Consider the following 24,492-nt stretch of genomic DNA (forward strand, 5'->3'; position numbering starts at 1 on the left):
ACCATCTCTCTCCTCCAGGCGGTGGCGGCATGAGCGAGAGATTGGTGCTCGATACGAGTTGGAAGCGGTGGCGCCATCGGACCGATCTCCCGCGGGTGCGCGACGAGCGTCCGCGCGATATCGGGGCCTGGGAGCTCGTCGCCCATGCGCGGCGCGCGGCCGAGGCGGTCGGCATCGAGGAGATCGTGGTGCTCGACACCGCCGACGGATTGAGCGCGCTCGCGGTCGTGCCCGTCGGACTGCGAGCGACCCAGCGGACCCGATGGACGGTCGAGCTGACCCAGGACGTGGCCACGCCGGTCTACACGGCGAAGCTCTCGGCATCGCTCCAGCGCTTCAGCGCCGGTCGTCTGGCGTGGAGGATCGATCCGCGCGGCTGGCGTGGACGCCACGACGTGATCGAGGAGTTCGTCACCGTGGCACGTGGCGTGTGGCGCGAGCGCCCCTACGACTTCTCCGGCGAGCACTTCAGGGTCCAGGGCGGCGGTCTCGACTCGCCCCTCAGCGGACGGCCGCTCCCACCACTGGAGATCGTCGTCAGGGACGAGGACGACGCGCTGCTGGCATCGCGCGTGGCCGACCGCATCGCCGTCGAGACCCTGGACCCGGACTCCTGGCCGGATCTCGGTCTGCCGCTGGCGGCCCGCGTCTCGCTCGCGAGTGCGGCGACGTCCACCGAGGTCGAGCGTCTCTCGACGGCCGAGGTCGTCGGCACGTACGACGCCGTGGCGGGGCGGCTCGCGCCGCTGTCGGAGCGGGCTACGTGGCTGGACCTCGATGTCGGCGACCGCGTAGAGGAGATCTACCGCTGGGGCGAGCATGTCGCACCGAGGATCGGAGCGTTGATCCATGGTTGACGTCTACTGGCGCATCGGGATGCACGGCGACCAGAGCACACTACGTCGGCGGGCGGAGACACGTGGTGACTGGGCTCCGCTGGCGCCTGGCCACCTCGCCCCCGGCTGGGGTGATGGGCACGGCGACGGCCGCCCCTACCTGGAGCACATGGCCGATGTCGCCCGGGCGGCGGAGATCTCGGGCTTCGTGGGCGGCCTGATGCCCTCATTCCCCTTCACCGACGATCCCTTCGCGGCGGCGGCCTCGCTGGTCGAGGAGACGCGGACGTTCCGGTTCATGGTCGCCTTCCAGCCCGGATTCGTGCATCCGTGGGGTGCGGCTCGTCTGTCGGCGGCGCTCCAACAGCTGTCCGGTGGCCGCCTGGTCTATAACGTCATCACCGGTGGCGGGGGGCCCGCCCAGCGGTGGTGGGGCGACGAGGTTGAGCACGATCGCCGCTATGCCCGTACGGCCGAGTTCCTCGATCTCCTGCGTCGGTCCTGGGCCCCGCGACCGCAGAGCGCGGATGGTGAGTTCTACCGCCTCGCGGACGCCTACCTGCCCACCGATCTGGCCGACCAGCCGTTCCCGGAGATCTACTTCTCTGGCTCGTCGCCCGCGGCGATCGCGGCCGCCGGACCCTTTGCCGACTACTACCTCTCCTGGCTGGAGCCGCACACCGCGCTGACGGAGAAGTTCACGGCCGTTCGGGCGGCCTCGCAGGCACTCGGGCGCACGCCCAGGTTCGCGGTCCGTATCGACATCGTCTCCCGGGACACGGAGGCGGAGGCGTGGGAGGTCGTGCGCGATGGTTTCAGCGGTGTGGACCTGACGGCGCTCGCCGAGGGCCGCGACGGCGATTCGGTCGGGGTCGCCCGGGCACGCTCCTTCATCGACGGCCCCGTACGCGATGTGCGCGATCTGGAGGTCGAACCCCATGTCTGGGGCGGTTTCTCGCTGTTGCGCGGCGGACCGTCCTTCGGTCTCGTCGGCAGTCACGAACAGGTCGCCGAACGTCTGAACGGCTTGGTCGACGCCGGCGTGGACGCCTTCATCCTCGCGGGCGTCCCTCATCTCGAGGAGGCGTTCCGCGTCGGCGACTTCGTCCTTCCTCGCCTTACCCATCACTCACCCCAAGGAGCACTGTCATGACCCTGCGTGTCGGATACTTCCCGCACAACAACTCGCTGTTCGTCTTGCGCCATCTCGGCGTCCTGGAGAAGCGCCTCCCCGATGTCACCTGGGTGGATCTGCGCGACCTGCCCGCCGGTGAGCGTCCCGGCATCCGCGAGGGACTCCCCACGGTCCACAGCGACCATCTCTTCACCGAGGAGGGATATGACGTCATCGGCACGGGCTTCACGCCGCCGATCACGGCGCTCGGGCAGGGTCGAGAGGTCGCGTACATCGGCATCTCGGGCCCGCGCGTGGAGAACGGCCGGATCGTCGTCAAGGCCGACTCCTCCATCTCGTCGATCGCGGATCTGCGCGGCAAGCGCGTGGGCCTCGCGCACGGTTCGTGGCAGACCACCCTCGTCCTGTTCGCGCTGGAGCGCGAGGGGCTGACCTGGGACGATATCGAGCCGGTCGACAGCTCGGTGGATGCGGCCCGGGAGTTCGAGGACGGAGAGATCGACGCCTGGGTCGGCTCTTATCCGGCACTCGCCGGCGTGGAGGCGCGGACCGCGGTGCGCACTCTCATCGACACCGAGGGGCTCTTCTCCCATCCCTCGCTCTGGTTCACCCGGCGCGACGTCGCCGAGCAGCGCCGCGAGGAGCTGACCGCCCTCGTCGAGGCGCTGCAGGAGTCGGATGCGTGGATCACGGAGCACCCGCGGGAGGCGGCGCGATTCTTCGTCGATGACGCGCAGGCCCGCGGTCATGACGCCGATCTGGACGAGTGGGAGGCGGCGCTGCGGGGACGGCCCTTCGGTGTGCTCCCCGTCGACGATGCCTTCCTCGACGAACAGCAGCGCGCAGCCGATCTACTGCACGCCAACCGTCTCCTGCCGCGTCGGGTAACGGTGCGCGATGCGGTCGTGCCGTGGGTCGGTGAGGCGGTCCTGGACGCTGCCGCGACCGTCTGAGACCGGTGGTCGGGGTGTCTCGGGAGGCCCCGACCACCCCCGCCCCGCATCCGCCTAAAGTGAGCACGTGAGTGAGGATCCGTGGAGCCGTCGTTCGGTCGGCCCCCAGGTCGATGAGGAGCGCACGCTGCCCGTATACGCGGCCGGCGAGTTCGATGTGCCCTTCACGATCAAAGGCGTCAGGGAGGTCATCACCCGCGACACCCGCTGGGCCCCGCATGCCCACCCCACACACGAGCTCCTGTGGAACACCACGGGAGCCTCCACCGTCTCCGTCGAGGACCGGACCTGGATCATCTCGCCGGGGATCGGCGTCTGGATGCCGGCGGGAACCGTGCACTTCGGTGTCGCGAGCGCCGGAACCTCGCAGCGCGCCACCCATTTCCACATCGAGGAGACTCCTGCACTGGCCGACGAGCCCATGACCGTGGAGATCACGCCGCTGCTCAGCCTGTTGCTCACCCGACTGGAGGACACGTCGTTGTCCGATCGTTCGCGGACGCTCACCGAGCAGCTGGTCTTCGATGTCATCCAGCCCTCGCCCCATCGACTGCTCGTGCAGGTGCCGAGCAGCGGGATGCCCGCCCTGATCGCGGAGCGGGTGCTCGCCAACCCCTCCGACAGGTGCGGACTCAACGAGTGGGCCCGCGAGCTCCGAGTCAGCACCCGCACGATCGCGCGCTCCTTCCGCGCCCAGACCGGACTCAGCTTCCATCAGTGGCAGACCGCGGTCCGGGCGCAGCACGCGATCGCGTATCTGGCCGATGACCTCACGGTCGAGGAGGTCGCCGGTCTGGTCGGATATAGCTCGCCGAGTGCCTTCGTGGTCGCGTTCCGGCGCGCCACCGGCCTGACACCCGGCCGCTTCCGGCCATCCTCCGGCCGGATGCATGATGTCGCATCCACGACATCGCTCGACTCGATCGCGTGATTGCGCCAGCCCCTCCTTCTCTCTAAGGTAAGGCTTGCCTCGCACCTTTCGGGCGAGCGACATCCAGAACCCTACTCAGAGAGTGAACGACGCATGCGTTCTCGTACCCTCGCCACCATCGTCGCGACGGGCACTATCCTGGCCCTGACAGCAGCCTGCTCCTCCGATTCGTCATCGACGTCCTCGGAATCGGGCGACGGGGACTACCCGATCGTCATCGAGCATGCCCTCGGAACGACCACCATCGAGGAAAAGCCCGAGAGGGTCGCGACGGTGGCCTGGGCCAACCACGAGGTCCCGCTCGCCCTGGGGGTCGTGCCGGTCGGCATGGCCTCGGCCGACTTCGGCGATGACGACGACAATGGGATCCTCCCCTGGGTCGAGGAACGCCTCGAAGAACTCGACGCGGAGACCCCCACCCTCTTCGACGAGACCGATGGCATCGATTTCGAGGCCGTCGCCGATACCCAGCCGGACGTCATCCTCGCCGCGTACTCCGGTCTGTCGGAGGACGACTACGAGACCCTGAGCGAGATCGCACCGGTCGTGGCCTACCCGGACGGCCCCTGGGCCACCTCGTGGCGTGACCTCATCCGCGTGAACAGCACCGCGATCGGCCTCGAGGAGGAGGGTGAGGACCTGGTGGCCGAGCTCGAGCAGGAGATCGAGTCCACCGTCCAAGCCCATCCGGAGCTGGAGGGGAGCTCGGCCATGTTCGTGACCCATGTCGACAGCTCCGACCTCAGCACCGTCAACTTCTACACCGCCAACGACTCGCGCGCGGCCTTCTTCGCCGATCTCGGTCTCAGCACTCCCGCCGCGGTCGAGGAGGCATCCGAGGCGGGAGAGTTCGCCTCGAGCGTCAGCGCCGAGCAGATCGACATGTTCGACGATGTGGACGTGATCGTCACTTACGGCGACCAGGAGCTCGTCGACACTCTGAAGGCCGACCCCCTGCTCTCTCAGATGCCGGCTGTCGCCAACGACGCCGTGGTCTTCCTCGACGGCAGTGGGCCGCTCGGCACCGCGGCGAACCCCACTCCCCTGGCGATCTCCTGGGTGCTCGACGACTACGTGACCCTGATCGCCGAAGCGTTGTCGTGACATCTGCCCCTCCTGCGCCGGGTGTCGTTGTCATGCGACGCCCGGCGCGGGTCCGCAGCCTCTGGTTGCTCGTGGTCCTCGCGCTGCTCGTCGCACTCGCCGCCGCCTCACTGAGCATCGGCTCACGTGAGGTCGCGTGGTCGGACATCGTCGCGGCGCTGCGGGGCGATGTCGACTCTGTGGCGCAGGCGGCGATCGCCAAGCGTATTCCCCGTACAGTGCTGGCATTGCTCGCCGGGGCCGCGCTCGGGATCGCCGGGGCCGTCATGCAGGGGGTCACCCGCAATCCGCTCGCCGACCCGGGGATCCTCGGAGTCAACATGGGGGCCGCGCTGGCCATCGTCACCGGTATGGCCTGGTTCGGGTTGTGGACGCAGACATCGATGATCTGGACGGCCATCGGCGGAGCGTCAGTGACGGCGGTGCTCGTGTACGTCATGGGGTCACTCGGCCGTGGTGGTGCCACCCCGCTGAAGCTGGCATTGGCCGGCGCGGCGACCTCGGCCACGCTCTCCTCCTTCATCAGCGCCGTCGTGCTCCCTCGGGGCGATATCGCGGGCAGCGTCCGCTCATGGCAGATCGGCGGGGTCGGTGGAGCGACCTTCGACGGTATCTCGCCCGCCGTGCCCTTCATCATCGTCGGCATGGTGATCTGCCTGGCCTCGGCACGCGCCCTCGACCTGCTGGCCCTCGGCGACGAGCTCGCCGCGGGCCTGGGCGAGAGGGTCGCCGTCGTCCGGGGACTCGCCGCGCTCGGAGCCGTGATCCTGTGCGGTGCGATCACGGCCGTCGCCGGCCCGATCGCCTTCGTAGGACTCGTCGTCCCTCACGTCTGCCGGCTCATGGTCGGCGTGAACCACGTGTGGTTGTTGCCGTTCTCCGCGGCGGTCGGTGCCGCGCTGCTCACCGCATCGGACATCGTGGGACGCATCGTCGCGCGTCCGGACGAGCTGGCGGTCGGCATCGTCACGGCGATCATCGGGGCTCCCTTCTTCATCGCTGTCGTCCGGCGGCAGAAAGTCCGCGGGCTGTGAGAACCCTCAGCTCCACCCCGCACAGCGCCAATCCAGTGGCACGCGAGCGCGACGGTCGTCGGCGCCGACGGACGATCACACTGACCGTCCTGAGCATGCTCGTCATCCTGCTCGTGGCGGCATCGCTCATGTTGGGCAACACGTTCTACCCACCCGGCGATGTCACCCGCGTGCTGCTCGGCCAGGACGTCCCCGGAGCATCCTTCACAGTGGGACGCCTGCGCCTGCCGCGGGTAGCACTCGCGGTCATCGCCGGCGTGTGCTTCGGGCTCGGCGGCGTCACCTTCCAGACGATGCTGCGCAATCCGCTCGCCAGCCCCGACATCATCGGCATCAGCTCGGGCGCGAGCGCGGCCGCGGTCGTCGGGATCGTCTTCTGGGGGCTCTCGGGCACGCTGCTCTCGGTCTTCGCGATCGTGGTGGCGCTGGGTGTCGCCCTCACGATCTACCTCCTTTCCTTCCGGCGGGGCGTTCACGGCACACGTCTCATCCTCATCGGTATCGGCATCGCCGCGATGCTCGAGAGCGTCACCTCCTATGCCCTGAGCAAGGCACCGCAGTGGGAGTTGCAGGAGGCGATGCGGTGGATCACCGGCAGCATCAACGGCACCCGGTGGAGCGGCGTGGTACCTGTCGCGGTCGCCCTCGCGGTGTTCGGGCCGATCCTTCTGGCTCAGGCGCGCAACCTGTCCCAGCTGCAGCTCGGCGAGGAGACCGCCGCCGCTCTCGGTGTCCGCGTCGAGCGCACACGCCTACTCCTGGTCACTGCTGCGGTGGGACTCATCGCCTTCGCGACGTCGGCGGCTGGTCCCGTCGCCTTCGTGGCCTTCCTGTCGGGCCCGATCGCAGCGCGCATCGTGCGCCACGGATCCCTGCTCATACCGGCGGCACTCGTCGGATCCGTGCTGGTGCTCGCGGGCGATCTCATCGGCCAGCTCGCCTTCGACACGCGCTATCCGGTGGGTGTGGTGACTGGTGCGCTGGGCGCGCCCTATCTTCTCTACCTCATCATCAGGACCAATCGCACCGGCCGATCACTGTGAACTGATCACCCCGCCACTCCTCGGCGGCGAACCTCCAGATCATGGTGACGCCCTGGCCAGGCGAGCTGCTCGCCACGGCGAGACGACGGTCACAGTCGGCGTATAGGGCCGGACCCACGTATGGAAATCGGGCGAGGGCATCGCCCGACCGGGGCAGGGAAGAAGAGCGGTCATCACCGCCACCGCCCCACCGGAAATCCCTAGACCTCGTTGCGGTCGGGCGGGGAACTGCCGATGGATGCCACCGCCGATCTCGCGCGGCATGTGTGCTCCGGGCAGACTCAGACGCCGCGTGGCTCTGGCCGTCATCGCCCCACGGGCGATGACGGCCAGAGCAGCGCGACGGAGACCGGGACTATCCCCGCACGGCGGCACTCGTCTGCGGGGGCGCCGCCCGCTTCGGGCTCTCATGCCCCTGTCGCAGGAACAACGTCAGGACGGCGCCGAGACACAGGAGGACGACGACGACCCACAGTCCCGAGGATGGATTCCCTGTCGCGCTCTCCACGAGCCCCATCAGGTACGGACCCACGAATCCGCCCAGGATCCCGCAGGAGTTCACGAAGGCGATGCCGCCAGCGAGCGCGGCGCCGCTCAACCGCGACGCGGGGAACGTGAAGATCGTCGAGTTCACACACCAGAAGACGAAGCCCGAGAAGCACATGCCGATGAGGCCCAGGACCGGGCCGGTCAGCAAGCCGACGGTGAACCCGGCCGCCATGACGAGCAAGGCCACGCAGATGAGTCCTCGAGCGCGGCTCGCCGTGGTAGCGAGCCGTGGGAGCAGCAGCGCCCCGATTCCCGAAGCCAACCACGGCAGCATCACGAGCAAGCCGATCTGCACTGAGCTGAGGGAGGCGTCCTTGCCGATGATGCTGGGCAGGAAGTACGCCACGGCATAGATGGCCACCTGGTGGCAGAAGTAGACGACGATAGCCATGATGATGTGGACATCGCGAAGGACCTGCGCGACGGCGTGGCGCCCGTCTTTGTCCACCGATTCGGCTTCCTCCGCGTCGAGCCGGGCTCGCAGATCCGCTGCTTCCTCATTTGAGACCCAGTGCGCCTTCTCCGGAGAGTCGGGCAAGAAGCGCAGAACGACGAAGGCCAGGACGACGGCCGGGAGGCCTTCGATGATGAAGAGCCATTGCCAGCCGAAGAGCCCGCCGATCCCGTCCATCGTCAACAACACGCCGGCCAGCGGAGCGCCGACGATGTTGGCGATCGACGCCCCCAGGAGAAAGAACCCGTTCGCCTTCGCGCGTTCCTCGCGGGTGAACCAATAGGTGAAGTACAAGATCACCCCGGGAAAGAGGCCTGCTTCCGCCGCTCCGAGCAACATGCGGAGCACGTAGAACGACATCTCGCCTTGGACGAGGGCCATCGCCATGGACAGCAGCCCCCACGTGATCATGATCCTGGCGATCCACCAGCGAGCGCCCACCTTGCGCATCAAGAGATTGCTCGGCACCTCGCAGGCCGCATAGGTCAGGAAGAAGAGTCCGGCGCCCAATCCGTAAGCCGCTGCCGAGATGCCGAGGTCGACCTCCAACCGGTCCTTGGCGAAACCGATGTTCGTGCGGTCGAGGAAGCTGATGACATAGACCAGACACAGCAGCGGGACGAGTCTTCGGAAGATCTTCTTCGACAGGTCGCGGCGGTGTGCGTCGCTCAGGGGGATGACGCTCATGGGATCTCCAATCGGCGAGACGAAACAGTGTGGCCCACGCCACGACATGTCAGAGTGACATGCTGCATGCAATCAGTCAATATTGACATGCAGCATGTCACTCGACAGGATGATCCCGTGTTCAGCACCTCCTCTCCGCCACCCGCAATCTCCACCGACACGACTGCCGTCATCGCCCTCGCCCAAGAAGGCAGCGTCCTCGGGAGCCTCGACGCCAATGTCCGCCGAGCGGTGGACCTCATCGCCCACGCCGCACGGGAGGGAGCGGACCTGATCTGTTTCCCCGAGTGCTTCCTCCAGGGTTATGCCTTCTCCGAACTCGCCATGGTCGAGCGGGTAGCGATCACGTGCCAGGCGGCTGAGCTTCAGCCGCTGGTCGACGCCGCCGCGGAGTACGACATCCACGTCGTCATCGGCCTCATCGAGCGAGCCGAGGACGAAACGCTGTACAACACCGCGCTCGCCCTCGGTCCCGGAGGACGAATCGGCCGCTACCGCAAACAACACCTGCCCTTCATGGGCGCGGACCGCTTCCTGAGCACGGGCGACGGCAACGAGCCTCGTGTGTTCGATACCCCTTTCGGCCGAGTGGGCATGATGATCTGCTTCGATCTTCGGTTTCCCGAGTCTGCGCGAGCACTCGCCCTGGAGGGTGCCGACATCATCGTGATGCCGACGGCGTGGCCCTCCACGGCGACGCGCCTGGCCGATCTGGTCACGCGGGTGCGCGCGCTCGAGAACGTCGTGTACCTGGCGGTCGCCGATCGCGCGGACGAGGAGGCCGGCATCGACTACCTCGGACGGAGTCAGCTGGTCGATCCCTGGGGCGACGTGGTTCTCGACGCCGGGACGGAGCCCGGCCTCTTCTTCGCTCAGTTCTCCCCCGCGACCTCACGCCAGAAGAAGCTCACCATGACACGCGGCGAGTACGAGCTGGAGATCTTCACAGCTCGGCGCCCGGAGCTCTACGGAGCGCTCGTCACCCCCGCCCTCCGCGTCGAAGGGAAGAGCTGACATGTCCAACGAACGCGGTTCGGCCATCGACCGCTCGCGCACGAAGTACGGCGACGAGGGCTTCTCGCGGTTCCTGCGCCGGGCCTTCCTCGCGTCAGCAGGGTACGACGACGTCGATCTGGGCCGCCCGATCATCGGCATCGCGGTCACCACGTCCTCCTACAACACCTGTCACCGCGACATGCCGGCATTGGTGGAGGCGGTGAAGCGCGGAGTGCTGGAGGCGGGGGGGCTCCCGATGGAGTTTCCGACGATCTCGCTCGGGGAGATCCTCACCTCTCCGACGTCCATGCTTTACCGCAATCTGATGGCGATGGACACCGAGGAGATGGTCAACGCCCTGCCTATGGATGGGGCCGTCCTGCTCGGGGGCTGTGACAAGACGGTCCCGGCGCAGTTGATGGCCGCAGCGTCGTCGACGAAGCCCGTGCTCCTCGAAGTCGTCGGGCCCATGATGACCGGAAGCTGGCGGGGGCAACGCTTGGGCGCGTGCACCGACTGCCGACGCCTCTGGGGCGATCACCGAGGCGGGGTCCTCGACACCGACGAGATCGTAGAGGCACGAGGCGAGCTGGTGACGACAGCCGGTACCTGCGCGGTGATGGGCACAGCCTCGACGATGGCCGTGCTGACCGAGACACTCGGGATGATGCTCCCCGGAGGCGCGACTCCTCCCGCCAGCAGTGGCGCCCGGCTACGCCACGGCGCCGCGACGGGTCGTCGCATCGTCGAGTTGGCGGCGCAGCAGGGGCCGAAACCGTCCGAGATCCTGACGCGCGCGGCCTTCGAGAATGCCATCAAGATGCTCGCGGCCATCGGCGGGTCCACGAACGCCCTCGTCCATCTGCTGGCTGTCGCACGCCGCGCAGGTGTTGAGCTGACCCTCGGCGAGTTCGACACCATCGCCGCCGAGGTCCCACTCCTGGTCGACCTGAAACCCTCCGGCACCCTCTACATGGAGGACCTGCACCGATCTGGTGGCGTCCCCGCCGTGCTCAAGCAGCTCACGGAGCATCTCGACCTCACGGTCGTCGGGGCCTCGGGCCTGCCGCTCGACACGCTGGTGAAGCAGACCGAAGAGCACGCGGCATGGCAGCACGCGGTGCGTCCTATCGAGGACCCTCTTGGCCCACCCGGCGCCCTCGCCGTGCTCCAGGGGTCCCTCGCTCCAGAGGGAGCGGTGATCAAGACCTCGGCCGCGAGTCCCCACCTGATGCAGCACACCGGACCTGCCCTCGTCCTCGATCTCGACCAGGACATCGCCGCCGTACTCGACGATCCAGAGCTCGATGTCACGCCGGAGCACGTCCTGGTGTTGCGCAATGCCGGACCGGTCGCGGCCGGCATGCCCGAAGCGGGAGCGCTGCCCATCCCGGCGAAGCTGGCTCGACGTGGCGTGCGCGACATGGTGCGGGTCTCCGACGCCCGGATGAGTGGCACCTCGTACGGCACGGTCGTGCTCCACTGTGCACCCGAGGCGGCCGCCGGGGGCCCGTTGAGCGTGGTGGAGGACGGAGACCTGATCCGGCTCGACGTGAAGCAGCGCAGCATCGATCTCCTGGTTGCTGAGGACGAGCTGGCTCGTCGGCTGGAGGATCGGGAACCTCCGGCGCTCCCGAGACGCGGATGGCGTCGCCTCTACGCTCAGACGGTGTTGCCGGCGAGCCAGGGGGCCGATCTCGACTTCTTGTGAGGACGATCGGCTATCGTTCTAGCGCCGGCGCGATCACGAGACGGAGGCCCGTTGCAACCACTGAGCAATGACCGCTCCTTGACCGAACGGGTCTACGCTTCCATCCGCGAAGCGCTGCGGCATGGCGAACTCCGCGCCGGGGAGCTGTACTCGGTGGTGGAGATCTCGCGGACCCTCGGCGTGTCCCGAACGCCCGTCCGCGAAGCCCTGCTGCGTTTCGAGTCCGAGGGCGTCGTCGCCTTCGAACGCAGTCGGGGTGTTCGCATTCTGACTGTCTCCGCCCATGACATCAGCGATCTGTTCGGGCTTCGGCTTCTCCTCGAGGTTCCGTCGGCGCGCAGCGCAGCCACGTCCTCCGACCACGTCCAGCTTCAACGCATGGCGGGGGCCTTCCAGGAGATGAGCGCCGCGACCGAAGGTGACGACGAAACGGCCTTCGATCAGCACGACACGATCTTCCACGACGCGATCCTTCGAGCAGCCGGAAACGCCCAGGTGGCCGAAGCGGTCGCCCGCGCGCGGGCGCAGATCGATTCGCGGATCTTGCGAACGACGCAGTCCCGGCCGCTGAGCGAGGTGCTCGAGGTGCATCGGACGATTCACGACGCGATCCTGGCTCGCAATCCCGAGGCAGCCGGCGCGGCCGTCGAGGCCCACCTCTGCGATACTCGCGACATCCTCATCAATCAGATCATGGCCCAGCAGAGCGCGCCAGGAGCCTGATCGGCCCCGACGACGGGCCTCCTGGCCAGCGCGCTTCGCGCGCGAGGGTGGTTGAGATTCGCAGGTGGTCTCGCGTGTCGGGCCGACGCCCCAGAGCGTTTCTGATCGATCTCCAGTGAGCAAAGCGGAGCGTCCGAGTCCGGCGGGGGTATAGCTCAACGAGCGCCAGCGGACGTCTCAGACGCGCCGGGTATACACGCGACATCTTTCAGAAAGGGCGGTGAGAAGACTCCTGCCGTGACGATCTCCAACCCAGGGAACGAGAATAGTGAAGAGATCGCGAGAGACTCAGCTAACCCCACCGACCGGCCACCTGCATCAAGCGGATGGCATACCTTCAAAAACAGTCATACCTGTCGCAAATGGGCGATATACTTGTTTTCATGGGTGTTATGCAGCGCAGGTCGAGTGAGGAGTGGCTGGCGACCATCGGCGAGGGCGTCCGCGAGCACCGGCTCCTGCAGCGGGTGACGCAAGCCGAGCTGGCCGATTCCGCGAATGTGAGTGTCAACGCGCTGCAGAACCTCGAACACGGGCGAGGGGCAGCACTGATCACGCTGATCAAGGTCATCCGGGCCCTTGACCTCGAAGACTGGCTGGACGGCCTGTCGCTCCCGGACGCGGGATTCAACCCTCTCGATGCCATCGACCGCGGCAACCGTAAGCGCAGGAGGGCCCGCTGATGCCCTTCAAGCCGACCGAGCGAGTACAAGTTGTTCTTTGGGGAGAGCGCGTAGGCGCGTTAGCGCCATCTCCGTCACAGCCGAATGTGATGGTCTTCGCGTACGACCCGAAATGGCTGCGGAACGGCATCGAGATATCGCCCCTACTCATGCCTGGGCGGTCATCCCCGTACCGATTTCGTTATCAAGACGACACCTTCATGGGCCTACCTCCTGCCATCGCCGATGCCTTACCCGATCGTTTCGGCAACGCCGTCATCGATGCGGATCTTGCGCGCCTGGGTGTCCCGGCGAGCCAGGTCACCGCGCTAGACCGGCTCGCGTACCTGGGCAATCGAGCCATGGGAGCATTGGAGTTCGTGCCCGACACGGGCCCCAGCGACCCGCGGCCAACTGCGGTCGACCTCTCGACTCTCGTGATCGCGGCGCGTGAGGCAATCGAAGGCAGTCTCAGCAGCGAAACTGCGAGCGAGGACGCTCTACGTCAGATCATCGCCGTGGGAACATCAGCTGGCGGTGCCCGAGCGAAAGCCGTCGTCGCCATCGACCCGGACACCGGCGATGTCCGCCCCGGGAACATCACGGTGCCAGATCATTACGAGCACTGGATTCTGAAGTTCGACGGCATGGGCGCCGACTCCCAACTCGGCGCGTCGCAGCAGTACACGCGAATCGAGTACGCGTACAGCCTCATGGCTCGTGATGCCGGAATCGAGGTGCCCCGCACTCGGCTACTCGAAGAGAACAATCGGGCACATTTCCTCGTCGAGCGATTCGATCGTCAGCTGGGCGAGAAACAGCTGACCCAGACGCTCTGCGCGATGGCAGGGCTCGACTATAACCTCATCGATACGCACGACTACGCACAGCTCTTCAACGTCGCGCGAGATCTCGATGTCGACCAGATGCAGCTCTTGGAACTGTTCCGGCGCATGGCCTTCAACGTCGCCGCCTCCAACTGCGACGACCACACGAAGAACCACTCCTTCCTCCTGAGAAAGGAAGGCATGTGGCAGATCGCACCCGCCTACGACCTGACCTTCGCCTACAGACCGGGCAGCACCTGGGTCGCTCGCCACCTGATGGCCGTCAACGGACGCCGCGAGGGCATCACCACCACCGACCTCATGGCCGTCGCCGACCGCTTCAAGATCGGCCCAGATCCGCGAAGCCGTGAGAGCCTGGCCAACCTACGCTGACGAGGCACACCTATCCGAGGAAACGGTCGATGCGATTGCCCAAAGGCTGTCTCTCGTATCGAACGAGCTGGATAGCTGACATGAATGGACCCGTCGTATTGATCGTGTCCATACACGCCGCCTCTCACTGAATCTACTCATCGAGGGACCGCTGAAGGCGGTGGCTCATTCTAGGCTGCAGTTCCAGGCAATGAATTACCTCAACCATCCAAGGCGAATTACCTCAACTGCCCCGAGAGCCGGTAACGGGATCCCTGCCCAGCGCGCTTCGCGCGGAAGAGGGGCCCGACTCGATTCCCGCCACCGGGAAAGAGCCCGCTGCGCGCGAGAGCCGGTGACGGGAATCGAACCCGCGTATCTTGCTTGGGAAGCAAGCGCTCTGCCATTGAGCTACACCGGCAACGCCCCCGACTATAGCGCCCCGCGCGACCGCTCCACGCTACGGTAGCGCCATGCCTCTCGTGTTGCTGGAAGCCGACGGCCCGATCCGCACCATCACCCTCAACGCCCCCGACCGGCTCAACGCCCTCGACATGCCGTTGCTCGACGAACTACGCGAGGCGATCGCCGCCGTCGCCGCCGATCCCGATGCCCGAGCCCTCGTCGTCACCGGCGAGGGCAAGGCCTTCTGCTCCGGCGCCAATGTCGACAGCCTGTTCGGCGACACCAGCCGCCCGACAGAGCAGCTGCGCGAGCACCTCATGCACGTCTACGGCTCGTTCCTCGGACTGCGCGGCCTGACCATCCCCACCCTCGCGGCGGTCCAGGGCGCAGCCGTGGGCGCGGGACTCAACATCGCTCTGTGCTGCGATGTCATCATCGCCGGCCCCCTCGCCGGCTTCGGCCCCACCTTCTCGAAGATCGGCCTGCATCCCGGCGGTGGTTGCACGTGGATGCTGACCCAGCGCATCGGCTTGGCCAATACCGCCGCCGCGCTGTACGCCGGGGAGATCATCGAGGCCGAGAAGGCACTGCGCCTCGGCATCGCCCAGGAGCTGGTCGAGGAGCCCAAGGGCCGGGCCCGCGAGCTCGCCGAGCAGTACACTTCCCGCAATGCCGACCTCATGGGCGACATCAAGCGATCGGTTCAGATCGCCGCCACGGGCGACCTCAACGAGTCCCTCGACTTCGAGTCATGGGCGCAGGCCGAATCCCTCAGCAGCGAGGAGTTCGCCGCCTTCGCGGCCCGTTTCCGTCGTTGAGACTGGAGTCCTTCTTCTCGATGCGGGCCACTAACGGCTACAGTTCCCTGATGGCATCGAGCAGGGCAGGGACGGCGAATGTCGGCGCGCACGCAGCGTCCGCCAACGCCCGCCCCGTCGACCCTGACATCCTGGCGATCCTCCACGAGGCCCGCGAGCGACTGGGCACGCAGACCGCGTCGCTCCTCCTGGTCAGCGAGAACGGCACCGTCCTCGAGCCGTACGCGTCGGTCGGCCTGCGCCACACCCTTCGAGCGGCCTCCCGCGTCCCGGTGGGACAGGGCTTCGCCGGCCGGATCGCACTGTCGCGCCAGCCCCTCAGCCTCTCCCAGGTGACGCGCGAGAACGTCATCAACCCCCTGATCCGCACGTCGGGCGTGCAGTCCCTGCTGGGCGTCCCGGTGCTGGCCCCGTCGCAGCTCCTGGGCGTGATGCACGTCGGCACCTTCCAGGGCCACGAGTTCACCGACGACGACGTCGCCACACTCTTCGAGTTTGCGCAGCGGGTCGCCGCTCTCGTCGAGCCGACCGGCCTGCACCGCGCGCACGATGCGGCGCTCGTCCTGCAGCGGAGCCTGTTGCCCACCACCCCCCGCTCGATCGGCGGACTCGAGACCGCGGCTCGTTATGTTCCCGCCGAGGGAGATCTCGGTGGCGACTGGTACGACGTCTTCGACCTGCCCGACGGTGGCATCGGTCTCGTCATGGGCGATGTGGTCGGCCACGGGCTCCCCGCGGCCGTGATCATGGGACGCCTTCGCAGTGCCTTACGTGCCTACGCGCTGGACTACGTCCGCCCGGCCCAGGTTCTCGATCGGCTGGACCGGAAGATCCGCCACTTCGAGGACGGGGCCTTCGCCACCGTCGTGTATGCCGTGACCCACCCGCCCTTCGACACCGTCACCTTCAGCTCGGCCGGGCACTGGCCGCCACTGATCGCCGGCCAGAACGAGGAGCCGCAGGAGGTCCCGATCGAGAGCGACCCGATGCTCGGCATCGGAGACTTCGAACGCAACGAGGTCTCCATCGCCTTTCCGGCGGGCTCATCGCTGTGCTTCTACACCGACGGGCTGGTCGAACGACCCATCGACGCCCAGGATCCACGCAGTCGGTCCACGGACCGGCAACTGGAACTCGTCCGCAAGCACTTCTCGGCGGACGACGACCCGGAGACCGCCTGCAGCCGGCTCATCGCCAGCACCGTCGGCGACGAGTTCGTCGAGGACAACATCGCGCTCCTCGTCGTCCGTCGCCCCTGAGAGCCGGAACTCATGCCGCGCCGTGCGCGGCGGCCACCGCCCGTGCCTCGGCGCGTAGCGCCTCGACGACGAATCGCACCGAGGGTCGTTCGAATCGGTCCGGCCGCAGCACTGCGGCGATCTCGCGCTTCGCGCGGATACCGACGAGCGGCCGGGTCACGAGGCCGTTGCCGTGCTCGCGGGTGGTGAAACGCGGCAGGATCGCGATGCCGTGCCCCGCCGCGACCACCGTTTCGACGATGCCGTTGTCGCTGAAGCGCTGCGCGATCCGCACCGGCTCGCCGGTCACCGTCACGATCCGCGTGAGGACGTCGTCGAACGGATATCCCTTCGGCACCCCGATCCACGTCTCGCCGGTGACGTCCTTGGGCGACAGCGTCTGATGCCGAGCCAGCCGATGGTCCTCGGGAAGCGCGACATCGAGCGGCTCGCTCATGAGCGGGACGACTTGGAGATCGCGGTCGTGCCAGGTCTCGCGCGCGCTCGGCGTGTCCGCCACGACGAGGTCGTAATCGGGGACGAGGTCGGCCATGTCCTCCAGGTGCGTGGGATCGACGTCGTGGCACACCAACCGCACGCTGGGCTCCTCCTCCATCCGCCGCAGGAGGCCGGGGAGCAGCATCTCGCCGCCGGTGGGGAATGTCGTGAGGCTGACATCGCCGGCCGGTCGTGTCATGTAGTCGCGCCACTTCGCCTCGGCCCGCTCGATCGCCACCGCGATCTCCGTCGCCGTCCGCGCCAGCGCCCGCCCCGCGGAGGTGAGCGCAACGCCGCGCCCAGCAGGCTCCACCAACTGGAATCCGGCCTCCCGTTCGAGCAATTTGAGCTGCTGAGAGATGGCCGACGGGGTGACCTTCATCTCATCGGCCACCGCAGCCACCGACCCCCGCTCAGCCAATTCACGCAGAATCCCAAGGCGGCGAATATCCATGTAGAGAAACTACACGATACATGTAGCTCAGTTCGATTGTTCTTGGCAGTCGTGGCGGCCATCATGGAGGGTGACACCGACTCGAACGAAGGGAGCCCTCATGATCGCCATCACCGCACTGGCCGCCATCACGCTCGCCGTGGGGGTCACCCGCACGGTGCAGCTCGTACGCACGGACGGCTACCGCCGCGTGCCCGCGCGTTGGCAGTGACCACCCGCTGCCGACCAGCGAAGGCCCCAGCTCTCCCCCGAGGAGCTGGGGCCTTCTCCTTTTTCGGCGAACTCCTGCCGACCCCGCCCTTGAGTTGTTAAGTTACTCGCGAGATACTTAAGTTACCCGGCAGTAGTTCCGAGTCCGCCGGACCACCCCCCATCTCGTGCAAAGGACGATGGCATGAGCCACTACAAGAGCAATCTCCGCGATGTCGAGTTCAACCTCTTCGAGCTATTCGACCGCAGCGCGGTACTGGGCAGCGGTCCCTTCGCAGAGGTCGACACCGACACCGCCAAGAGCATCCTCGCGGAAGTCGAGCGTCTCGCCCGCGAGGACCTGGCTGCCTCCTTCGCCGACGCGGACCGCAACCCGCCGGTCTACGATCCCGATGCCAAGACGGTCACCATGAACCCCGAGTTCGCCAAGAGCTACCAGGCCTGGATGGACTCCGAATGGTGGCGCCTCCAGCTGCCTGAGGAGCTCGGCGGCCAGCCCGCGCCCTCCTCGCTCATCTGGTCCCTCGGCGAGTTCATCCTCGGCTCCAATCCGCCTATCTGGATGTACGGCGCCGGCCCGGCCTTCGCCCGGATCGTGTGGGAGAACGGCACCGAGCGCGACAAGAAGATCGCCGAACACATCGTCGAGCGCCGTTGGGGCACCACCATGGTGCTGACCGAGCCCGATGCCGGATCGGATGTCGGCGCCGGACGCACCAAGGCCTTCCCCAATGAGGACGGCACCTGGCGGATCGAGGGCGTCAAGCGCTTCATCACCTCCGCCGAGCACGACATGAGCGAGAACATCATGCACCTCGTCCTCGCCCGCCCCCACGGGGTCGAGGGTGTCGGCGGACCCGGAACCAAGGGCCTCAGCCTGTTCCTCGTCCCCAAATTGCACTTCGATCTCGAGACCGGTGAGCTCACCGGCGAGCGCAACGGCGCCTATGTGACCAATGTCGAGAAGAAGATGGGCATCAAGGTCTCCACCACCTGCGAGGTGACCTTCGGCGACGGTGAGCCCGCCATCGGTTGGCTGCTCGGCGAGGTCCACAACGGCATCGATCAGATGTTCCGCGTCATCGAGAACGCCCGCATGATGGTCGGCTCCAAGGCCATCGCGACCCTCTCGACCGGCTACCTCAACGCCCTGGAGTACGCCAAGGAGCGGGTACAGGGCGCCGACCTGCTCGATCCAGCCAAGACGGCCCCGCGCGTCACCATCACCCATCATCCGGACGTGCGTCGGTCGCTCATGACGCAGAAGTCCTTCGCCGAGGGCCTGCGATCGCTGATGATCTACACCGGCACCTGGCAGGACGAGATCGCGGTCAAGAAGGCCGCCGGCGAGGACGCCGCTCTGGCGGAGTCGGTCAACGACTTCTTGCTGCCGATCGTCAAGGGCTACGGCTCGGAGCGCTCGTGGGTGCTGCTGGGCACCGAGGCGCTGCAGACCTTCGGCGGATCGGGCTTCCTGCAGGACTACCCGATCGAGCAGTACGTCCGCGATGCCAAGATCGACACCCTCTACGAGGGCACCACGGCAATCCAGGGTCAGGACCTGTTCTTCCGCAAGATCGTCAAGGACAACGGCCAGGCGCTGACCTTCCTGAACAACGAGATCCAGGCGTTCGTCGACAGCGAGGCCGGCAACGGTCGTCTCAAGGTCGAGCGCGACCTGCTCGCGCAGGGACTCGCCGACACCCAGGCGATCGTCGGCGCGATGTTCAACGACCTGATGGCGGCGAGCCCGGCCGAGGAGACCGGCGATGCCCGCAATGTCTACAAGGTCGCGTTGAACACGACCCGCCTGGTCTACGTGCTCGGCGACCTGGTCGTCTCGTGGCTGCTGCTGCGCGGCGCCGAGGTGGCACTCGCGGCACTCGACTCCGGAGCCTCGGGTACGGACCGATCCTTCTACGAGGGCAAGGTCGCCGCCGCGTCCTGGTTCGCCAAGACCGTGTTGCCCAAGCTCACCTCGGAGCGACAGCTCGCAGAGTCCGTCGACCTCGACCTCATGGACCTCGACGAGTCCGCGTTCTGACCGATTGACCCGCCCTGGACCGAGATTTGCTCCCCAAACGTCAACCACCGACCACCACGGTTGACCAACAGGGAGCAAATCTCGGTCCATGTGGCAAGGTGGCGCAGTGAGGTCTCGCTGGTGGTACGTCGTCGCTGCCCTCGTGTCCGCCCTCGGCTGGATCGTCGCGGTGGCCTTCACCGCCGGGACCTGGGACGAGTTGCGCGACAGCACAGTGATCCCGTCCGGGCAGCCCTTCGACGCGGAGGGCCACGATGTCGCCGTCCTCACCGATCTCCCCCAGCCCGGTCGCGATATCACCTGCGAGGCGGTCGGACCGGGCGAGGAGCGCACGGAGATATCGAGCGACTCCATCGTCGATGTCACCGTCATGACAGACGGGACCCGCTGGCATCTCATCGCCCTCATGGAGGACGGACGAGCCGACATGACGGTCGAGTGCACGCCCGGCGACGAGCTCTCCGACAGCGCGAGCTATGGCTACGCGCTCGTCAACGACCTCGACGGACGCGACCTCACGGGTTCGTTGATCGCCTGGGGCTCCCTCGCCGCCGCGCTCGTGATCGCCGTCCTCACCACCTGGCGTCGCCGCACCACCCCCTGACCCCGCAGCCCCCGCCTCCCCGTTGATTGTGACGTTTGGACGGCGAAATGACGCGTTCCACCGTCCAAACGTCACACTCAACGGGGAGGTGAGCGCTAGTGGGACGCCAGCGAATGCGATGCCCTAGGTTGAAGCCATGAGCCTGCGGACCTATGTCGACGCGTGGCGCCACTCGATGGGCGCGATCCTCGATCTCGAGCTCCTCCCCGAGGATGCCGATCGAGTCACCGATCTGCCCGGATGGTCCGTCCGCGACATCGTGGCCCACCTCGTCCATCTCGAGGAGGTCCTCGCCGACGGCACCGAGACCGCCGACACCGCCGGGCCCTCGGCCGTCCCCCAGGACTACACGCAGGCCGGGGTCGATGCCCTGCACGATGTGGGTCTGCCCGACCTTCTGGTCCGGCTCCGCGAGGTCGTAGACCGACGCGCCGCCCAACTGGCGGTGTTGCCCGATGACCCCGCCGCCCCCGCGCCCAGCACGCCCGCGGGCGCCCCCTGGACGTGGGAGACGCTCCTGCGCAACCGCGTCATCGACGCGTGGATGCACGAACAGGATCTGCGCCGCGCCCTCAACCGCACCGGCAACCTCGATTCCCCCGGTGCCCAGGTGACCGTCCAGTCCTTCCGCGCGGCCCTCCCCTTCGTGATCGGCAAGCGTGCGCAGGCACCCGCCGGCCATCCCGTCGCCATCATCGTGACCGGTCCCCTGCCCTTCGCCGCCACCGTCGTCGTCAACGACGATGGACGCGCGGCCGTGGACGACAACGCGGATCCGGCGACGACGCTGACGATGCCAACAGAGGCGTTCATCGTCCTCGGCGGAGGACGGCGCAAGCCCGGACAGGTGCCGGTAGAGGTCGACGGCGACACCGAACTGGCCCACCGCGTCCTCACCGGACTCGCTGTCACGCCCTGACCTCACGCGTAGTCTCATGACCATGAGCGAGCGAGCAGTGAGCACATCTCGGTCCAGGCGGCAACAGCATGAGTGAGCGGTGGAGCACGACCGATATCGGCGATCTCTCCGGACAGACGGCGGTCATCACCGGCGTCACCGGAGGGCTGGGGGCGCACACGGCCCTCGGCCTGGCCCGCCGGGGCGCGCGACTCGTCGTGACGGCCCGTGACACCCGCAAGGCCGAAGACGCGGTGCGCCGGCTGCGGGAGGAGGCTCCGGGCAGCGACATCTCGGTCGTCGAGCTCGATCTCGCGGACCTCACCCAGACGACAGCCGCCGCCCAGGATCTCGCCGCAGCCGAGCCGCGGATCGACATCCTGGTGAACAACGCCGGCGTCATGATCCCGCCCTTCGCCCGTACGCGAGACGGCTTCGAGCTCCAGATGGGCACCAACCACCTCGGCCACTTCGCCTGGACCGCCGGCCTATGGCCGGCATTGCGCCATGGCGCCCGCATCGTGACCGTCTCGTCCTTGGCACATGCCAGCGCCCGCGGCATCGACCTGCGCGCGCTGACCCCGGAGGGCTCACCCCGTCGTTACCGGCGGTGGAATGCGTATGCCGAGTCCAAGCTCGCCAATCTGCTCTTCGCATGGGAGCTCGCCCGCCGTTCAGAGGCCGCGGGCCTTCCGGTGGTGAGCGTCGCGGCCCACCCGGGCTACGCCTCCACGAACCTCACCAAGTCCGGAGTCAACCTGCGAGGCAGGTCGCTGCCGGGCATCGCGATCCACCAGGTCACCGGCATCATCGGCCAGCCCGCCGCGCATGGGGCCCTGCCACTCCTGCGCGCCGCCACGGATCCGACGCTGACGGGAGGCGACTACATAGGCCCGGACGGGTTCCAGCAGCTGCGCGGGCGCCACCCCCGCACCGTCGGGTCGACACGCCTGGCCCGCGATCCGCGCCTCGCCGATGCGCTGTGGTCGGCCTCGCAGAGCGCCACGGGAGTCGTCTTCGACGTGACCTGAGCGAGCGCAGGATGTGCTTCCGTGGTCGCGATGGCTGCCCCAGAGGCACCTCCTCCGTGCACCCCTCCGCCGGCAGGTGACTCAGCGTCCGTCCGCATCGGTGAACGGACGCTGACGCACCGCCCGGGGTACGAATGGACGCAGACGCACCGCCCGGGGTGGGACGGGTCAGTCCCAGTCACGGCCGGACCAGCGGCTCCACTGCTCGGGGTAGTCGGCCCGCAGGTAGTGGCGCGCCTTATGCCGATAGCGCCAGATCTGGATCAGGCCGATCCCCCACAGCACGTACTGGAAGCTCATCGCCAGCTTGAACGCCCCGGGCGTGTACGTGCCCGAGGCGGGGGACGCGAGATCGAGGATGATGCCGATCGCGACGACGAGGATCAGGCTCGCGGTGAAGCCGCCCTGGTTGATGATGCCGGTCGCACTCGCCAGCCTCTCGATCGGATTGGACGTGCGGCCGAGATCGAATCCGATCATCGATGCCGGGCCGCCTACGCCCACGACGACCACGAGCACGATCAGCATCCAGCTCGGCGCACTGCCTGGCCAGGCGAGGACGAGGGTCCACGCCGCCACGATCGCCCAGACGATCGCCAGGACCAGCGAGGACCGGTGCCACTGATAGGCACCCACGAACCAGCCCAGCAGCGGACCGGCCACGATGACCGCCACCACCATGATCGTCAGCAGCACATTGGCGAAAGCCTCGCTGGTGTGCTCGCCCCGCACGAAGAAGGGGAAGCCCCACAGCAGTCCCAGGCACGTCGAGCTGAACTGGGTGGTGAAGTGACACCAGAAGCCCAGCCGGGTGCCCGGGTGGGCCCACGATGCCGTGAGGCTGGTGCGGATATTGGACCAGGACATCTCGACCCCGCGCACGCTGCGGCGAGCGGGCTCGTCGCGCACGAGGAGCACCACCGCGATCGCTGCGATCACGCTCGTCGATGCCGCCACGAGATAGGCCGACGTCCAGCCGATCGTCCCGAGGGCCCACGTCATCGGCGCGGCAGCCGCGATGGCCCCGATCTGTCCGATCGGGCCGGTGATCTGTGTGATGAGCGGGATCCGCCGCGGCGAGAACCACGAGTTGATGAGCCGCAGCACGCAGACGAAGGTCATGGCGTCGCCGAGGCCGACGAACACACGGGCCACGATCGCCATCGGATACGTATCGGCCACCGCGAATCCCGCCTGCGCGAGTGCCAGCACCACCGTGCCGCTGAGCATGACCGCCCGCGGGCCGAAGCGGTCGACCAGCAGACCGACCGGGATCTGCATCGCCGCGTACACCAGCAGCTGGAGCATCGTGAAGGTCGCCAGTTGTGCGGCCGAGATGTCGAAGCGCTCCGATGCCGCCAACCCCGCGACAGCGAGCGATGAACGTTGGAAGACCGCCAACAGATAGGTCGTGACGGCGACGGCCCAGACGACGAGGGCCGCACGATAGCGGCGATCTCGAAAAGCCTGATTCACCAAGGCATTCTACGCTCGGCGATAGATCACCCCGCCGCCGGCCGAGATGCTGTGATCTCTATCACTTAATCGGGTATTCGACTGGCGTAAACCCCCGCGCCTGACATAACGTCTGTTGACGATGAGCCCAGTTCTGACGCAGACCACGACCATCCGACCCATCACCGGAGAGGACCTCGACACGATCGTCGAGATCAACCAGGGCGCCCTCGAGGGTGTCGGTCCTCTCGACCGCGCCGCCACGGCAGCGCTCGTGGAGATGGCCGACGACGCCCTCGTCATGACCGACGAAGGCGACATCGCCGGCTTCGTCATCACACTCCCTCCCGGGGTCGACTACGACTCCAGCCGCTACCGCTGGTTCGACGAGTACTTCGAGACCTCCGAGTACGTCTACCTCGACCGGATCGTCGTCTCGGCGGATCACCGACGCAAGGGCGTCGCCTCGCAGCTCTACGACGCCATCGAGGGAGAGAAGCCGATCGGCCTCGAGGTATACGACCACAACGACGCGTCGCTGGCCTTCCACTCCGGCCGCGGGTTCGAAGAGGTAGGTGTGCTGGCCGAGGGCGGCCCGGTGAACATCATGATGGTGCGTCCCGGCTCCTGAGCCACATGAGACGAGGGGTCTGTCGCCGCGGCGACAGACCCCTCGTCTCGTGTTCAGAAGGTGATCGCCCGGCCGGGGTCGCGCAGCAGGGAGGCGATATCCGCCAGGAAGCGCGAGCCCTGCTCGCCGTCGACCACCCGGTGATCAGAAGCTGCACGCGAGTGGCCGAGACCCACCGCGGCACCACCC

Annotated in this window: 22 protein-coding genes and 1 tRNA gene; 19 read left to right on the top strand and 4 right to left on the bottom strand. The window is 67.4% G+C overall.

Features of this window, described 5'->3' with window-relative positions; translation table 11 throughout:
• Nucleotides 1–29 precede the first annotated feature (29 nt).
• The 7 genes from BHE97_RS11590 (at nt 30) to BHE97_RS11620 (ending at nt 7,036) form a co-directional block, all read left to right on the top strand.
• The gene (locus BHE97_RS11590) at nt 30–857 is read left to right on the top strand and encodes an LLM class flavin-dependent oxidoreductase (RefSeq protein WP_170931383.1); all 828 of its coding nucleotides are present in this window, start codon (nt 30–32) and stop codon (nt 855–857) included.
• A complete protein-coding gene (locus tag BHE97_RS11595; protein WP_087624201.1) occupies nt 850–1,989 on the top strand; it encodes an LLM class flavin-dependent oxidoreductase in 1,140 nt (379 codons plus the stop codon). The genes BHE97_RS11590 and BHE97_RS11595 overlap by 8 nt, the downstream gene beginning before the upstream one ends.
• Entirely contained in the window at nt 1,986–2,924 is a 939-nt protein-coding gene (locus BHE97_RS11600; protein ID WP_087624202.1) for an ABC transporter substrate-binding protein, read from the top strand. The genes BHE97_RS11595 and BHE97_RS11600 overlap by 4 nt, the downstream gene beginning before the upstream one ends.
• 67 nt (nt 2,925–2,991) lie before the next feature.
• Nucleotides 2,992–3,855, top strand: a complete 864-nt coding sequence (locus tag BHE97_RS11605) for an AraC family transcriptional regulator (RefSeq protein WP_087624203.1) — start codon at nt 2,992–2,994, stop codon at nt 3,853–3,855.
• Nucleotides 3,856–3,948: 93 nt separating this feature from the next.
• Nucleotides 3,949–4,959 (top strand): iron-siderophore ABC transporter substrate-binding protein, encoded by a 1,011-nt coding sequence (locus BHE97_RS11610; protein ID WP_087624204.1) that lies wholly within the window; start codon nt 3,949–3,951, stop codon nt 4,957–4,959.
• A gap of 32 nt (nt 4,960–4,991) precedes the next feature.
• Nucleotides 4,992–5,993 (top strand): iron ABC transporter permease, encoded by a 1,002-nt coding sequence (locus tag BHE97_RS11615; protein WP_087624205.1) that lies wholly within the window; start codon nt 4,992–4,994, stop codon nt 5,991–5,993.
• Nucleotides 5,990–7,036 (top strand): iron chelate uptake ABC transporter family permease subunit, encoded by a 1,047-nt coding sequence (locus BHE97_RS11620; RefSeq protein ID WP_236757656.1) that lies wholly within the window; start codon nt 5,990–5,992, stop codon nt 7,034–7,036. Before BHE97_RS11615 ends, BHE97_RS11620 begins: the two co-directional genes overlap by 4 nt.
• Before the next feature lie 355 nt (nt 7,037–7,391).
• On the opposite strand, the gene BHE97_RS11625 is transcribed toward BHE97_RS11620, so the two are convergent.
• On the bottom strand, nt 7,392–8,726 hold the full coding sequence (locus BHE97_RS11625) for an MFS transporter (protein ID WP_087624206.1): 1,335 nt from the start codon (nt 8,724–8,726) through the stop codon (nt 7,392–7,394).
• 117 nt (nt 8,727–8,843) lie between these two features.
• On the opposite strand from BHE97_RS11625, the gene BHE97_RS11630 reads away from it, so the two are divergent.
• The 5 genes from BHE97_RS11630 (at nt 8,844) to BHE97_RS11650 (ending at nt 14,038) form a co-directional block, all read left to right on the top strand.
• Nucleotides 8,844–9,740: a carbon-nitrogen hydrolase family protein gene (locus tag BHE97_RS11630; RefSeq protein ID WP_201791423.1), complete on the top strand. Its 897-nt coding sequence runs from the start codon at nt 8,844–8,846 to the stop codon at nt 9,738–9,740.
• A gap of 1 nt (nt 9,741) precedes the next feature.
• Nucleotides 9,742–11,433 (top strand): dihydroxy-acid dehydratase, encoded by a 1,692-nt coding sequence (locus BHE97_RS11635; protein ID WP_087624208.1) that lies wholly within the window; start codon nt 9,742–9,744, stop codon nt 11,431–11,433.
• Between the two features lie 78 nt (nt 11,434–11,511).
• The gene (locus tag BHE97_RS11640; RefSeq protein ID WP_236757657.1) at nt 11,512–12,156 is read left to right on the top strand and encodes a GntR family transcriptional regulator; all 645 of its coding nucleotides are present in this window, start codon (nt 11,512–11,514) and stop codon (nt 12,154–12,156) included.
• Nucleotides 12,157–12,539: 383 nt separating this feature from the next.
• Complete coding sequence (locus tag BHE97_RS11645) at nt 12,540–12,839, top strand: helix-turn-helix transcriptional regulator (RefSeq protein WP_170931384.1); 300 nt, start codon at nt 12,540–12,542, stop codon at nt 12,837–12,839.
• A complete protein-coding gene (locus BHE97_RS11650; protein ID WP_201791424.1) occupies nt 12,839–14,038 on the top strand; it encodes a type II toxin-antitoxin system HipA family toxin in 1,200 nt (399 codons plus the stop codon). The genes BHE97_RS11645 and BHE97_RS11650 overlap by 1 nt, the downstream gene beginning before the upstream one ends.
• 329 nt (nt 14,039–14,367) lie before the next feature.
• On the opposite strand, the gene BHE97_RS11655 is transcribed toward BHE97_RS11650, so the two are convergent.
• Nucleotides 14,368–14,438 (bottom strand) — tRNA-Gly (locus BHE97_RS11655).
• A 52-nt stretch (nt 14,439–14,490) separates the two neighbouring features.
• On the opposite strand from BHE97_RS11655, the gene BHE97_RS11660 reads away from it, so the two are divergent.
• Together BHE97_RS11660 and BHE97_RS11665 are read left to right on the top strand one after the other, a co-directional pair.
• The gene (locus BHE97_RS11660) at nt 14,491–15,240 is read left to right on the top strand and encodes an enoyl-CoA hydratase (protein ID WP_087624211.1); all 750 of its coding nucleotides are present in this window, start codon (nt 14,491–14,493) and stop codon (nt 15,238–15,240) included.
• A 50-nt stretch (nt 15,241–15,290) separates the two neighbouring features.
• On the top strand, nt 15,291–16,499 hold the full coding sequence (locus tag BHE97_RS11665) for a GAF domain-containing SpoIIE family protein phosphatase (RefSeq protein WP_170931385.1): 1,209 nt from the start codon (nt 15,291–15,293) through the stop codon (nt 16,497–16,499).
• Nucleotides 16,500–16,509: 10 nt separating this feature from the next.
• Here the strand turns inward: BHE97_RS11665 and BHE97_RS11670 are convergent, their stop codons facing one another.
• Nucleotides 16,510–17,430: a LysR family transcriptional regulator gene (locus tag BHE97_RS11670; RefSeq protein ID WP_087624213.1), complete on the bottom strand. Its 921-nt coding sequence runs from the start codon at nt 17,428–17,430 to the stop codon at nt 16,510–16,512.
• Nucleotides 17,431–17,824: 394 nt separating this feature from the next.
• Here BHE97_RS11670 and BHE97_RS11675 point away from each other — a divergent pair, with 394 nt between their 5' ends.
• From BHE97_RS11675 to BHE97_RS11690, 4 genes are all read left to right on the top strand, one after another.
• Nucleotides 17,825–19,684 (top strand): acyl-CoA dehydrogenase, encoded by a 1,860-nt coding sequence (locus BHE97_RS11675; protein WP_087624214.1) that lies wholly within the window; start codon nt 17,825–17,827, stop codon nt 19,682–19,684.
• Between the two features lie 106 nt (nt 19,685–19,790).
• The gene (locus tag BHE97_RS11680; RefSeq protein WP_087624215.1) at nt 19,791–20,288 is read left to right on the top strand and encodes a hypothetical protein; all 498 of its coding nucleotides are present in this window, start codon (nt 19,791–19,793) and stop codon (nt 20,286–20,288) included.
• Between the two features lie 136 nt (nt 20,289–20,424).
• On the top strand, nt 20,425–21,207 hold the full coding sequence (locus tag BHE97_RS11685; RefSeq protein ID WP_087624216.1) for a maleylpyruvate isomerase family mycothiol-dependent enzyme: 783 nt from the start codon (nt 20,425–20,427) through the stop codon (nt 21,205–21,207).
• A 68-nt stretch (nt 21,208–21,275) separates the two neighbouring features.
• Nucleotides 21,276–22,217, top strand: a complete 942-nt coding sequence (locus BHE97_RS11690; RefSeq protein ID WP_087624217.1) for an oxidoreductase — start codon at nt 21,276–21,278, stop codon at nt 22,215–22,217.
• A 168-nt stretch (nt 22,218–22,385) separates the two neighbouring features.
• On the opposite strand, the gene BHE97_RS11695 is transcribed toward BHE97_RS11690, so the two are convergent.
• Nucleotides 22,386–23,693, bottom strand: a complete 1,308-nt coding sequence (locus BHE97_RS11695; RefSeq protein WP_087624218.1) for an MFS transporter — start codon at nt 23,691–23,693, stop codon at nt 22,386–22,388.
• A gap of 121 nt (nt 23,694–23,814) precedes the next feature.
• Here BHE97_RS11695 and BHE97_RS11700 point away from each other — a divergent pair, with 121 nt between their 5' ends.
• A complete protein-coding gene (locus BHE97_RS11700; RefSeq protein WP_087624219.1) occupies nt 23,815–24,303 on the top strand; it encodes a GNAT family N-acetyltransferase in 489 nt (162 codons plus the stop codon).
• Nucleotides 24,304–24,492: the final 189 nt, after the last annotated feature.

The sequence above is a fragment of the Aeromicrobium sp. PE09-221 genome (assembly GCF_002174305.1).
Taxonomy (GTDB): domain Bacteria; phylum Actinomycetota; class Actinomycetes; order Propionibacteriales; family Nocardioidaceae; genus Aeromicrobium.